Origin of the sequence: uncultured Microbacterium sp., from assembly GCF_947488465.1 — a bacterium.
Lineage (GTDB): Bacteria > Actinomycetota > Actinomycetes > Actinomycetales > Microbacteriaceae > Microbacterium.
The window spans coordinates 352052-365197 of record NZ_CANKZA010000001.1; the positions used below are offsets into that span (position 1 = coordinate 352052).

Sequence of the window (13146 nt, forward strand, 5' to 3'; positions counted from 1 at the left end):
CTCAGCGCGCGCTGGCCGCGATTCGGGTGGACAGTTCGTGTGCGTGGGCCAGGAGCGTACGCCCGAGCTCGGTGATCCGGTCCGGCCCGAACCGGAACTCCACGCCGGTCAGGCTCAGCGCCCACTGCGGATGACCCGAGCGGGTGAACACGGCGGCCCCCAGCCCGTAGCTTCCTTCCACGATCAGACCCGCGTTGACCGAGAACCCCCGCGACTGGGTGTCGTGGAGCCGTGCGCGCAATCGTGACTCTGTGTGGGCGGATCCCCATTCGGCCGAGAGGTGGGGGTGTCGCTCGAAGTACGCGTCCACATCGTGAGGCGGAAGGAATGCCAAGATAGCCAGTCCGGCAGAGGCGACGCCGAGGGGGAAGCGCACGCCCTCGGACAGGACGAACGACCGGATGGGGAAGCTTCCGTCCTCGCGGAGGAGGCAGACCGTCTCGTCGCCGCGGCGCACCGAGAGAAACGCGCTCTCCTCCGTACGGACGGCCAGTGAGCGGACTATGTCGCGGGCGATCGCCGTGATGTCGTAGCGGGATGCCGCTACTGTGCCCATGAGGTACAGCTCGGGTCCCGGCATCCACCGGCCGGTCGATTCGTCGTGATCGATGAGCCCTTCGTGGCGCAGTGCGGTCAGCAGGCGATGGGCGGTGGGACGCGTGAGGTCGGCGCGCTGCGCGATCTCTTGCGTTCCGATGCCGGAATCGCCGGCGCGTGTGACCAGCCGCAGGAGCGACGCCGCCCGTGCGATCGATTGCGCACCCGGGATGCTTCGCGACGGTCGGGAGTCCATAATATGGACGATACGGGGGAGTGTATCCACATCGCAAGCGCTGACGTGCACGCGGCCGAGGCGGTGCGCAGGATGGGGGGAGAGATCCGGAACGAAGGAGTCCCACGTGATCGACAAGACCGTCCCGTCCGCGGCGGAGGCTGTCACCGATATCCCCGATGGCGCCTCACTCGCTGTCGGCGGCTTCGGCCTCTCCGGTAATCCGATCGCCCTCATCACCGCGCTCCTGGCACAGGGTACGCGCGAGCTGTCGATCGTCTCGAACAACTGCGGTGTCGACGACTGGGGGCTCGGGGTGCTGCTGAACGCGAAGCGGATCCGAAAGATGACGTCGTCTTATGTGGGAGAGAACAAGGAGTTCGAGCGTCAGTTCCTCTCCGGTGAGCTCGAGCTCGAACTGACGCCTCAAGGCACTCTCGCCGAGAAGATGCGCGCGGGCGGAGCGGGCATCGCCGCGTTCTACACGCAGACCGGGGTCGGCACGCACGTGGCGGAGGGTGGCCTGCCCCGGAAGTACGACGGACGGGGAGGCATCGCGATCGCGTCGCCCGCGAAGGACGTCCGCCGCTTCGCTCCGGGCGGATCGGAGGGCGACTACGTGTTGGAGGAAGCCATCGTCACGGACTTCGCCCTGGTCCATGCCGTCCGCGGAGACACCCACGGCAACCTCGTCTTCGCGAAGTCGGCGCGCAACTTCAACCCGCTCGCCGCGATGGCCGGGAAGATCTGCATCGCCCAGGTCGAGACGCTGGTCGCGCCCGGCGAACTCGACCCCGATCAGATCCATCTCCCCGGCGTCTATGTCCACCGCGTCGTCGACGTCGGCCCCGACATCGAGAAGCGGATCGAACGGCGCACCGTGACGGTTGCCGATGCCCTCTCCCACGACATCCCGGAAGGCGCGTGACCCATGGCACTGTCCCGCAATGACATGGCCGCGCGCGCGGCTGCCGAGCTTGCCGACGGATCGTACGTCAACCTCGGCATCGGTCTTCCGACCCTGGTGCCCAACGTCGTCCCCGAGGGTGTCACGGTCGTTCTGCAGTCCGAGAACGGCATCCTCGGCGTCGGCCCGTATCCGACCGAAGAGAATGTCGATCCCGACCTCATCAACGCCGGTAAAGAGACCGTGACGGTCCTCCCCGGAGCGGCGTTCTTCGATTCCGCGCTGAGTTTCGGGATGATCCGCGGCGGCAAGATCGACGCGGCCATCCTCGGCGCGATGCAGGTCTCGGCGGCCGGTGACCTCGCGAACTGGATGATCCCGGGCAAGATGGTCAAGGGTCCGGGCGGCGCCATGGATCTCGTCCACGGGGCCGCGAAGGTCATCGTCCTGATGGAGCATGTCGCGAAAGACGGCTCCCCGAAGATCGTCGATGTGTGCTCGTTGCCGCTGACGGGCCGCGGCGTCGTCGACCGCATCATCACCGATCTCGCCGTCATCGACGTGACCGAGGCGGGCCTGCTCCTCGTCGAGACAGCGCCCGGCGTCACGGTCGCCGAGGTGGTCGCCGCGACGGAGCCTGACCTCATCATTTCCGATGCACTCAAGGAGACCGCATGAGCACGCAGGACATCGTCATCGTCGCAGCCGCCCGCACCCCTCAGGGGCGCCTGAAAGGTCAGTTGTCCTCGTTCACCGCCCCACAGCTCGGTGGCTTCGCGATCGCCGGTGCGCTGGCTCAGGGTCCGGTGACGGCTGCGGCGGTGGATGCCGTGATCATGGGCCAGGTCCTCCCCGCGGGGTCTGGGCAGAATCCCGCTCGGCAGGCCGCGATCGCCGCCGGTATCGGGTGGGACGTGCCGGCATCCTCCGTCAACAAGGTGTGTCTGTCAGGGTTGACGGCCATCATCGACGCGGGGCGCATGATCGCGTCCGGCGACGCGACCGTCGTCGTCGCCGGAGGCATGGAGTCGATGTCGCGCGCACCGCACCTCCTGATGGGATCCCGCGAGGGGTGGGCGTACGGCTCGGTCGAGGTGTTGGACCACATGGCGCACGACGGACTCACCGACGCCTACGACCGTGAAAGTATGGGCGCGTCGACCGAGCGGCTGAACCCGGGATATGACATCGACCGCACCCTTCAGGACGCCGTGGCTGCGCGGTCGCATCAGCGTGCCGCGGCGGCCCGCGACGGGGGACTCTTCGATGCGGAGATCGTCGCCGTCGAGGTGCCGCAGCGGCGCGGCCCCGCGGTGATCGTGACGACCGATGAGGGGATCCGTCCGGAGTCGACCGTCGAGAGCCTCGCGGCCCTGCGTCCTGCCTTCGCGAAGGACGGCACGATCACGGCGGGCAACTCATCCCCGATCTCCGACGGTGCCGCGGCGGTCGTGGTGACCACGCGTGCCCACGCCGACGAGAACGGGTGGCCGGTGCTCGCACTCATCGGCGCCAACGGACAGGTCGCCGGCCCCGACAACTCGCTGCACGCTCAGCCCGCCCGGGCGATCGAGCGCGCGCTCGCGAAGCAGGGGATCGCCACCACGGATCTCGATCTCGTCGAGATCAACGAAGCGTTCGGGGCCGTCGTGGCCGTGTCGCAGCGCGAGCTGGGGCTCTCGGACGATGTCGTGAACGTCCACGGCGGGGGCATTGCGGTGGGGCACCCGATCGGTGCGTCGGGGTGTCGGCTCGTCGTCCACGCCGTCCACGAGCTCGTCCGTCGCGGCAGCGGCACGGCCGCGGTGGGTCTGTGCGGAGGCGGGGGCCAGGGAGAAGCGATTATCCTTACTCGTTGACCGCTCGACCCGAGGAGGATCCCATGTGTTCGCCGATCACCTGCACGACCTGTGGCAAGACGACGTGGACCGGATGCGGTCTCCACATCGAGAGTGCGCTCGAAGGCGTTCCGGCCGAGGGCCGGTGCACCTGCGCCCGCTGAGGTGACGCTCAGGCGCCGAGACGGCGCTTGAGCAGCTTCTGCTCCTTGCCGGACACCGGCGAGTCGGGTGCGATCAGCTTGCCGCGGCCCGCGCGATAGGTGTCGACGATCGTCCCGATCGACAGCGCGAGTGTGATCCCCCAGCTGAGCCACGCCAGGCCTTGGCGCCAGGTGAACGGTGCATCACCGCGGATCCCGCGCAGCAGCGCCATGCCGGTGGACAGAGCCGTGATGATCCCAGTGCCGAAGAGGTACTTGCGCATGTGCCCACGCTACCCGGGCTTTGCCTCCTCTGCGCCCTTGTTAGCCTGGGTTCAGGTCTGCCGACACACAGGTCTGCCGAAGGAGCCCCGTGAGCGCCCCCACTTCCGCCGCCGATTTCGTGGTGGTGTCCAATCGACTTCCGGTCGACCGTTCCGACGATGACAAGGAACCGTGGCGGCCGTCGCCGGGCGGTCTGGTCGCGGCGCTCGAACCGGTGCTCCAAGCATCGGGAGGAGCGTGGGTGGGGTGGCCCGGCCAGCCGGACCTCGAGGTCGACCCGTTCGAGTTCGATGGCATGGCGCTCGTTCCCGTCGCCCTGACGGCAGACGACGTCGAGTTGTACTACGAGGGCTTCTCGAACGACACGATCTGGCCCCTGTACCACGACGTGATCTCGCCCCCGGCCTATCACCGCGTCTGGTGGGACGCCTACGTGCGCGTGAACCGTGCGTTCGCGGAGGCGGCCGCATCCATCGCCGCGCCGGAGGCGACCGTCTGGGTTCACGACTACCAGCTGCAACTCGTGCCTCGCATGCTCCGTGAACTCCGCCCGGACGTGGTGATCGGCTATTTCCATCACATTCCGTTCCCGGCATACGGCATCTACGCGCAGCTGCCCTGGCGTCGTCAGGTTCTCGAGGGTTTGCTCGGTGCCGATGTCATCGGTTTCCAGCGGGTGCAGGATGCGGGCAACTTCGCCCGCGCTGTCCGGCGTCAACTCGGGTTCGAGACGAAGGCGGGATCGATCCGGGTACCCGTGGAGGGTGCGCCCGATCGCGTGGCCGTCTCGAAGGCCTATCCGATCTCGATCGACGTCGCGACATATGACGAGCTGGCCCGTCGACCGGACGTGCAGGCGCGCGCGCAAGAGATCAGGGAGAGTCTCGGGTCGCCCGACACGATCTTGTTCGGCGTCGATCGACTGGATTACACCAAGGGGATCACGCACCGGCTGAAGGCCTATGGCGAACTCCTCGCCGAGCACCGCCTCGAGGTGGAAGACGTCACCCTTGTCCAGGTCGCCAGCCCCAGCCGTGAACGCGTGGCCGCCTATATGCAATTGCGCGACGAGATCGAGTTGACGGTCGGACGCATCAACGGTGACCACGACACGGTCGGCCACACCGCGATCCGATACCTTCATCACTCGTATCCGCGTGAGGAGATGGTCGCGCTCTACCTCGCTGCCGACGTCATGCTCGTCACCGCACTTCGCGACGGTATGAACCTCGTCGCGAAGGAGTACATCGCCAGTCGGGTCGACAACCGCGGCGTGCTGGTGTTGAGCGAGTTCACCGGAGCCGCAGACGAACTCACACAGGCCGTCAAAGTCAATCCGCACGATATCGAGGGCTTGAAAGATGCCATCGTGCAGGCGATCCAGATGCCGCCGGCGGAGCAGACCCGACGGATGCGGGCACTCCGGCGCCGGGTGCGCGACCACGATGTCTCGGATTGGTCGCGCGGATTCCTCACGGATCTCGACCGGGCACGCACACGGGGGCACCGCTCGTGACACCGGACGAGGCAGTGCGCGAGCTGGCGGCCACCGAGCGGCTTCTCGTGGCGCTGGATTTCGACGGAACCCTCGCTCCGCTACAGGACGACCCGATGGCCTCGCGGATGACACCGGACGCCGCCGCCGCGGTCGCGGCGCTGGTCGCGGCGCCGGAGACGACCGTCGCGTTCGTGTCGGGACGCGCCCTCCGGGACCTGCGTGTCATCGCCGATCACGATGACGACTCGTCGATCCTGTTGGCGGGTTCTCACGGTGCCGAGCAGTGGCCGACGGATGCCGATGTCACCGCCGACGGTGCCGCCGAGGTGTTGCGGGATGAACTCTGCACGCGTGCCGAGATGGCGGTCGCGGGGTGCGAGGGAGCCTGGATCGAGCACAAGGAGTTCGGATTCGCGCTCCACACGCGGCTCGCCCGGCCCGCCGCCGCGAGTGAAGCAGCCCGCGCGGTCGATACGATCGTCGCCGCGACAGCGCCCGAATGGCGCCGCCGCACCGGTCACGACATCCTCGAGTTCTCGTTCCGCGAGGAGGGCAAGGACGTCGCCATCGCGCGCCTCCGGCGCCTCACGGCTGCCACTGCCGTGTTGTTCGCCGGTGATGACGTCACGGATGAAGATGCCCTGCGCTCTCTTGGCCCCGGCGATGTCGGCGTGCGGGTCGGACCGGGGGAGACCGCGGCGGCCGTGCGTGTGGGGGACATTACAGAACTCGCCGAGATGCTTGTACACCTGGCGCGCGAGCGTACCCTCGCCCGGCAATAGACTTCAAGAATGCCCGCGAGCACTGACCCCATCGATATCAAGCCGCGCAGTCGCGTGGTCACCGACGGCATCGAAGCCACGACTTCCCGCGGAATGCTCCGCGCGGTGGGAATGGGTGATGAGGACTGGGAGAAGCCGCAGATCGGCATCGCTTCCAGCTGGAACGAGATCACGCCCTGCAACCTGTCCCTGGATCGACTGGCCCAGGGAGCGAAGGAAGGCGTGCACTCCGGTGGCGGCTATCCGCTGCAGTTCGGCACGATTTCGGTCTCCGACGGGATCTCCATGGGACACGAGGGGATGCACTTCTCGCTCGTGAGCCGCGAGGTGATCGCCGACTCCGTCGAGACCGTCGTCATGGCCGAGCGCCTGGACGGCACCGTCCTGCTCGCCGGCTGTGACAAGTCGCTGCCCGGCATGCTGATGGCCGCAGCCCGCCTGGATCTTGCCGGGGTCTTCCTCTACGCCGGGTCGATCGCGCCCGGCTGGGTAAAGCTCACCGATGGCACGGAGAAGGAAGTCACGATCATCGACTCCTTCGAAGCCGTCGGCGCGTGCAAGGCCGGCACCATGAGCGAAGAAGATCTCAAACGCATCGAGTGCGCGATTGCCCCGGGTGAAGGCGCGTGCGGCGGCATGTACACCGCCAACACCATGGCCTCCGTCGCCGAGGCGCTCGGGATGAGCCTGCCCGGCTCGGCGTCGCCGCCGTCGGCCGACCGTCGTCGCGACTATTACGCCCACCGCTCCGGTGAGGCCGTCGTGAACATGCTCCGCCAGGGGATCACGGCCCGCGACATCATGACCAAGAAGGCGTTCGAGAACGCGATCACGGTAGCGATGGCGCTGGGCGGCTCGACCAACGTCGTCCTGCACCTCCTCGCGATCGCGCGCGAAGCCGACGTCGAGCTCACCCTCGACGACTTCAACCGCATCGGTGACAAGGTCCCGCACCTGGCCGACATGAAGCCCTTCGGCCGCTTCGTCATGGCCGACGTCGACCGACACGGCGGCATCCCCGTGCTCATGAAGGCTCTGCTGGATGCCGGCCTTATCCACGGTGATGCGCTCACCGTCACCGGCAAGACCGTCGCCGAAAACCTCGAGGCTCTGAACCCCGACCCGCTGGATGGCACGGTCATCCGCACCCTCGACAACCCCATCCACGCGACCGGCGGCATCACGATCCTCAAGGGCTCGTTCGCCCCCGACGGCGCCGTGGTCAAGACGGCCGGCTTCGACGCGTCGGTGTTCGAAGGCCCCGCGCGGGTGTTCGAGCGCGAGCGCGGCGCGATGGATGCGCTCACCAACGGTGACATCGCCGCGGGCGACGTCATCGTCATCCGCTACGAAGGGCCGAAGGGTGGCCCCGGCATGCGCGAGATGCTCGCGATCACCGCGGCCATCAAGGGCGCGGGGCTCGGAAAAGATGTACTACTGTTGACGGACGGACGATTCTCAGGCGGCACAACCGGCCTGTGCATCGGCCACATAGCACCCGAAGCAGTGGACGCTGGTCCCATTGCCTTCGTGCGCGATGGTGATCTGATACGGGTCGATATCGCGGCTCGCTCTCTCGACCTACTCGTCGACGAGGCAGAGCTGAACTCCCGCCGCAACGGCTGGGAGCCCCTTCCCCCGCGCTATACCCGTGGCGTCCTGGCGAAATACTCGAAGCTCGTGCGCTCCGCTGCGGAGGGCGCGACGACGGGTTGAGCCGTCCCGACACACCAACATCAGAGGTCACTTTCATGTCCTTCGACACTGCGGCCGTTCCCCGCCCGCCCGCCCGAAGCGGTTCTGCTCCGATCTTGACCGGAGCCCAAGCCGTCGTCCGATCCCTGGAGCTGCTGGGGGTGACTGACGTCTTCGGCCTGCCCGGTGGCGCGATCCTCCCGGTCTACGACCCGCTCATGGATTCCACCGAGCTGCGACACATCCTCGTGCGTCACGAGCAGGGCGCCGGCCATGCCGCCGAAGGCTACGCCTCGGCATCCGGCAGGACCGGCGTTGCGATCGCGACGAGTGGCCCCGGTGCGACGAACCTCGTCACGGCGATCGCCGACGCCTACATGGACTCGGTGCCGATCGTCTGCATCACCGGGCAGGTCTTCTCGACGCTGATGGGTACCGACGCGTTCCAGGAAGCCGACATCGTGGGCATCACGATGCCGATCACGAAGCACTCCTTCCTCGTGAAGGATGCCGCGGAGATCCCCGCCGCGATCGCGGCCGCGTTCGAGATCGCGTCGACCGGCCGGCCAGGCCCCGTGCTCGTCGACGTCACGAAAGACGCGCAGCAGGCCGAGGCACCGTTCATCTGGCCGCCGAAAATCGACCTGCCGGGCTACCGTCCCGTCACGAAGGCGCACGGCAAGCAGATCCAAGCGGCCGCGCAGCTGCTGGCGACCGCCAAGAAGCCCGTTCTCTACGTGGGTGGCGGGGTCATTCGCGCGAAGGCCTCGGCAGAACTGCTGCGCTTTGCGGAGTCGACGGGTGCACCGGTCGTGACGACCCTCATGGCGCGCGGTGCCTTCCCGGATTCCCACCCGCAGCAGCTCGGCATGCCGGGTATGCACGGCACCGTCCCGGCGGTGCTGGCTCTCCAGGAAGCGGACCTCCTCGTTTCGCTCGGTGCTCGCTTCGACGATCGGGTGACCGGAAAAGCATCCCTCTTCGCTCCGAACGCGAAGGTCGTTCACGTCGACATCGACCCCGCCGAGATCTCGAAGATCCGGACGGCCGATGTCCCGATCGTCGGAGATCTCAAAGACGTGCTCGTCGACCTCGACGCCGCGTACGCCGGTGCGAGTGCGGGCGGTGCGGCCGCCGATACGACCGAGTGGTGGTCCTACCTCGACGGACTCCGCACCGAGTTCCCGCTCGGCTACACCCAGCCGAGCGACGGGCTGATGTCGCCGCAGTATGTGATCTCGCGCATCGGCGCGCTGACCGGGCCCGAGGGCGTCTACGCCGCGGGTGTCGGGCAGCACCAGATGTGGGCGGCGCAGTTCATCACGTACGAACGCCCGAACGCCTGGCTGAACTCCGGCGGCGCCGGCACGATGGGCTACTCGGTTCCCGCCGCGATGGGCGCGAAGGTCGCTGAACCCGATCGCACCGTCTGGGCGATCGACGGCGACGGATGCTTCCAGATGACCAATCAGGAACTCGCGACGTGCGTCATCAACAACATCCCGATCAAGGTCGCGATCATCAACAACTCCAGCCTCGGCATGGTGCGTCAGTGGCAGACGCTCTTCTATGACGGGCGCTACTCGAACACGAACCTCAACACCGGTCACGGCAGCATCCGCGTCCCCGACTTCGTCAAGCTCGCCGAGGCCTACGGATGCCTCGCGCTGCGCGTCGAAAAGGAAGAGGACGTCGATGCAGCCATCCAGACGGCGCTGGCCACAAACGACCGCCCCGTCGTGATCGACTTCGTCGTGTCGGCCGACGCCATGGTGTGGCCGATGGTGCCGCAGGGCGTCAGCAACAGTTACGTCCAATACGCCCGCGATCACGCGCCGAGCTTCGATCAGGAGGACTGAGATGTCGACGCACGTGCTGAGCCTCCTCGTCGAGGACAAGCCGGGTCTTCTGACCCGAGTGGCGGGTTTGTTTGCCCGCCGCGGCTTCAACATCAATTCGCTCGCGGTGGGGGTGACCGAAGTGCCGGGTCTGTCCCGCATCACGGTCGTCGTCGACGTCGACCAGTTGCCCCTCGAGCAAGTGACCAAACAGCTGAACAAGCTCGTCAACGTCATCAAGATCGTCGAGCTCGACCAGTCCGCGTCCGTCCAGCGTGAGCACATGCTCATCAAGGTGCGCGCCGACAATCAGACCCGCTCGAACGTCATCGAGGTCGTCAACCTCTTCCGCGCGTCGGTCGTCGACTACGCGACGGACGCGCTCGTGGTCGAGGTGACCGGTGACCGCGGCAAGGTCGAGGCGCTGTTGCGTGCTCTCGAGCCGTTCGGCATCAAAGAGCTCGCCCAATCCGGCATGGTCGCCATCGGCCGCGGCGGGAAATCCATCACCGAACGCGTTCTGCGCGGCTGAACTTTTCACACCACGAGCAAGGAGAAACACACACCATGGCTGAGATCTTCTACGACGCCGACGCCGACCTGTCCATCGTTCAGGGCAAGAAGGTCGCGATCGTCGGCTACGGCTCCCAGGGCCACGCCCACGCGCAGAACCTCCGCGACTCGGGCGTCGAGGTCGTCATCGCGCTGAAGGACGGCTCGAAGTCGGCCCCGAAGGCCGAGGAGGACGGGTTCGCCGTCAAGAGCGTCGCCGATGCGGCCGAGTGGGCTGACCTGATCATGATCCTCGCGCCCGACCAGCACCAGCGCTCGATCTTCAGCGAGTCGATCAAGGACAAGCTGACGGCCGGGAAGACGCTGGCCTTCGCGCACGGATTCAACATCCGTTTCGGCTACATCGACGCCCCCGAGGGCGTCGACGTCATCCTCGTCGCACCGAAGGCTCCGGGTCACACGGTGCGCCGCGAGTTCGTCGCAGGCCGCGGCATCCCCGACATCATCGCCGTCGAGAAGGATGCCTCCGGCACCGCATGGCAGACTGCGCTCTCGTACGCGAAGGCGATCGGTGGAACCCGTGCGGGCGTCATCAAGACCACGTTCACGGAAGAGACCGAGACCGACCTGTTCGGTGAGCAGGCTGTGCTCTGCGGCGGCGTCTCGCAGCTCGTCCAGTACGGCTTCGAGACCCTGACGGAAGCCGGCTACCAGCCGCAGATCGCGTACTTCGAGGTCCTGCACGAGCTGAAGCTCATCGTCGACCTCATGTGGGAGGGCGGCATCGCCAAGCAGCGGTGGTCGGTTTCCGACACCGCCGAGTACGGCGACTACGTCTCGGGCCCGCGCGTCATCGACGAGCGCGTCAAGGAGAACATGCAGGCAGTCCTCGGCGACATCCAGTCCGGCGCGTTCGCCGAGCGCTTCATCGGAGACCAGGACGCTGGTGCACCGGAATTCCTCGCCCTGCGCGAGAAGGCGGCCGCGCACCCCATCGAGGTCGTCGGCAAGGACCTTCGTTCCCTGTTCGCCTGGAAGCAGCAGGACGAGGGGTACACGGAGGGCAGCGCCGCGCGCTGACGCACAAGCTCTCGGCATACACGCCGAGCAGGTCGCTCATCGAGTGCCGCCGCAGGCGGCCTATCGCGATGATCGCCACACCGGGCCCGGTCCCTTACAAGGGGGCCGGGCCTTCGGCGTCTCTGCGCGCCCTTGCTAGCGTGAGAGGCATGACCCTCAGCGTCGAAATCGCCGTTCAGGACTCCGCCGGAGCGCGCGCCGCCATCGCGGCCGGAGCCGATCGCCTGGAACTGTGCTCCGCGCTCGGCATCGGCGGGCTGACGCCATCGGTTGCGGCACTGGATGCGGTGCTCGCCGCGGTCGACCCGACGCTCGTGAATGTGCTCGTCCGGCCGCGCGGCGGTGGGTTCGTGTACGCGCCCGACGACGTCGACCTGGTCGCCGCCGACATTCGCGCGGCAGTGTTGCGCGGGGCGGGCGGTGTCGTCGTCGGTGCGTTGACGGTGGACGGCGCGGTCGACCGTGCCGCACTCGAACAGTGGCGGGATGCCGCGGGAAACGCCACCGTCGTCTTTCACCGTGCAATCGATGCGGTCCCCGACCCGCTGGTCGCTCTGACGCAGCTGCAAGAACTGGGGGTGGATCGGATCCTCACGTCGGGCGGTGCCGTTCGGTCGGTCGACGGCATCCCGATTCTTGCTGAGCTTGTGCGCTGCCGCGGATCGGTCGAGATCATGGCCGGCGGGGGAGTGCAGGTAGCGGACATCGCCGCCATCGCGGCAACGGGGGTTGGAGCGGTCCATCTGTCCGCGCGGACGCTCATCGGCCTCGACGCGCCGGCTGGTCCGGGCGGTGGCACGGCCGGACACGACGCGACCGACGCGCGCATCGTCGCGGCGGCCGTCATGGCGGCACGTAATACGCTGAAGCCGTGAACAGCGGACGCGACGATCATGCCCTGAGCTGGGATGGCGATGATGACCCCACGATGGACGTCGGCGGTCCGGCCCCGGCGTTGCCGGACGGCTTCACCGCGGTCGGTCGAGGCAGCGACGATGTCGGTCACATCAACGATGACGGCACGATCACTCCGGCCGGCGAACCGGCGCCCCTCGGCAGTGCGGCCCTCGTGACGCTGGGAGTGATCGGCGGCATCTATGCGCTCTACGTCATCGGCTGGATCATCGGCGGGGTGCGACTGCAAGACACGGCGAATTTCCTGGTGAGCCCCGTCGGATACGGTGCCGCACTCTGGCTGGCGGTGGCGGCACCGATTCTCTGGTTCGTGACGGCCTTCGTCCTCACCCGCGCCGCGAAGTCATGGATCCGCATCAGCGCTCTTGTCGCCGGACTCGCCCTGATGGTGCCGTGGCCGTTCATTCTGGTCGGCGCAGTCGGGACAGTGGCCTGATGAGCATCGAGTCTGCCGTGCCCATGCGACGCCAGCCGACGTGGGTCACCGTGACCATCGCGGGCTTCTTCGGCCTGTTCTACGCTTACGCGGTCTGGAACGCCCTCGATTTCCTGGTGACGCAAGCGTCGGGCCCTCTCGGACTCAATACCTACGGCTGGTTCGTCCTGTTGCTCGCCGTGGTCTTCCCGGTGATTGCGTTCGGCGTCGCTTTCGCGCTCGGATGGCGCCGCCCCTGGTGGGAGATGGGCCTGGTGCTGCTGACAGGGCTCGCTCTCGTCGCGGTGTTCTGGCTCAACATCGTCGCCTACAGCGCCTCCTACGGCGCGTCGCTCCTCGGCTGAGTTCGTCATACGGTCCAGACGCCGGGGGAGACCCCGATAAGCTGAGACAGCTGTGGCCCCCGATGGTGCGGCCTGCGGCATCCCCACCCGCATCTCAAAG

The 13146-nt window shown here is 67.3% G+C and carries 14 protein-coding genes; 12 read left to right on the plus strand and 2 right to left on the minus strand.

Features of this window, described 5'->3' with window-relative positions:
- Position 1: 1 nt before the first annotated feature.
- Complete coding sequence (locus Q0653_RS01680) at positions 2-793, minus strand: IclR family transcriptional regulator (RefSeq protein WP_298942148.1); 792 nt, start codon at positions 791-793, stop codon at positions 2-4.
- A 106-nt stretch (positions 794-899) separates the two neighbouring features.
- On the opposite strand from Q0653_RS01680, the gene Q0653_RS01685 reads away from it, so the two are divergent.
- Genes Q0653_RS01685 through Q0653_RS01695 form a run of 3 tightly spaced genes read left to right on the plus strand, consistent with a single transcriptional unit; the run spans position 900 to position 3538 of the window.
- Positions 900-1700, plus strand: coding sequence for a CoA transferase subunit A (locus tag Q0653_RS01685; RefSeq protein ID WP_298942150.1), 801 nt, complete (start codon positions 900-902; stop codon positions 1698-1700).
- A 3-nt stretch (positions 1701-1703) separates the two neighbouring features.
- A complete protein-coding gene (locus tag Q0653_RS01690) occupies positions 1704-2357 on the plus strand; it encodes a 3-oxoacid CoA-transferase subunit B (RefSeq protein ID WP_298741550.1) in 654 nt (217 codons plus the stop codon).
- Positions 2354-3538, plus strand: coding sequence for an acetyl-CoA C-acetyltransferase (locus tag Q0653_RS01695; RefSeq protein WP_298942152.1), 1185 nt, complete (start codon positions 2354-2356; stop codon positions 3536-3538). The genes Q0653_RS01690 and Q0653_RS01695 overlap by 4 nt, the downstream gene beginning before the upstream one ends.
- Before the next feature lie 151 nt (positions 3539-3689).
- On the opposite strand, the gene Q0653_RS01700 is transcribed toward Q0653_RS01695, so the two are convergent.
- Positions 3690-3944, minus strand: coding sequence for a hypothetical protein (locus Q0653_RS01700; RefSeq protein WP_261606030.1), 255 nt, complete (start codon positions 3942-3944; stop codon positions 3690-3692).
- Positions 3945-4033: 89 nt separating this feature from the next.
- Between Q0653_RS01700 and otsA the strand changes: the two genes are divergently transcribed.
- The 9 genes from otsA (at position 4034) to Q0653_RS01745 (ending at position 13046) form a co-directional block, all read left to right on the plus strand.
- Entirely contained in the window at positions 4034-5461 is a 1428-nt protein-coding gene (gene otsA / locus Q0653_RS01705) for an alpha,alpha-trehalose-phosphate synthase (UDP-forming) (protein ID WP_298942155.1), read from the plus strand.
- Positions 5458-6225, plus strand: coding sequence for a trehalose-phosphatase (gene otsB, locus Q0653_RS01710; RefSeq protein WP_298942157.1), 768 nt, complete (start codon positions 5458-5460; stop codon positions 6223-6225). The genes otsA and otsB overlap by 4 nt, the downstream gene beginning before the upstream one ends.
- A gap of 9 nt (positions 6226-6234) precedes the next feature.
- The gene (gene ilvD, locus Q0653_RS01715) at positions 6235-7941 is read left to right on the plus strand and encodes a dihydroxy-acid dehydratase (protein WP_298942159.1); all 1707 of its coding nucleotides are present in this window, start codon (positions 6235-6237) and stop codon (positions 7939-7941) included.
- Between the two features lie 35 nt (positions 7942-7976).
- Complete coding sequence (locus Q0653_RS01720) at positions 7977-9779, plus strand: acetolactate synthase large subunit (protein WP_298942161.1); 1803 nt, start codon at positions 7977-7979, stop codon at positions 9777-9779.
- A gap of 1 nt (position 9780) precedes the next feature.
- Positions 9781-10290 carry an acetolactate synthase small subunit gene (ilvN, locus tag Q0653_RS01725; protein ID WP_261606035.1) on the plus strand — a complete coding sequence of 170 codons (510 nt, stop codon included), beginning with the start codon at positions 9781-9783 and terminating at the stop codon, positions 10288-10290.
- 35 nt (positions 10291-10325) lie between these two features.
- Complete coding sequence (gene ilvC, locus Q0653_RS01730) at positions 10326-11351, plus strand: ketol-acid reductoisomerase (RefSeq protein ID WP_298741538.1); 1026 nt, start codon at positions 10326-10328, stop codon at positions 11349-11351.
- Positions 11352-11500: 149 nt separating this feature from the next.
- Positions 11501-12226, plus strand: a complete 726-nt coding sequence (locus Q0653_RS01735; RefSeq protein WP_298942164.1) for a copper homeostasis protein CutC — start codon at positions 11501-11503, stop codon at positions 12224-12226.
- Entirely contained in the window at positions 12223-12702 is a 480-nt protein-coding gene (locus tag Q0653_RS01740; RefSeq protein ID WP_298942165.1) for a DNA polymerase III subunit gamma/tau, read from the plus strand. Before Q0653_RS01735 ends, Q0653_RS01740 begins: the two co-directional genes overlap by 4 nt.
- Positions 12702-13046: a bacitracin resistance protein gene (locus Q0653_RS01745; RefSeq protein WP_298942166.1), complete on the plus strand. Its 345-nt coding sequence runs from the start codon at positions 12702-12704 to the stop codon at positions 13044-13046. The genes Q0653_RS01740 and Q0653_RS01745 overlap by 1 nt, the downstream gene beginning before the upstream one ends.
- Positions 13047-13146: the final 100 nt, after the last annotated feature.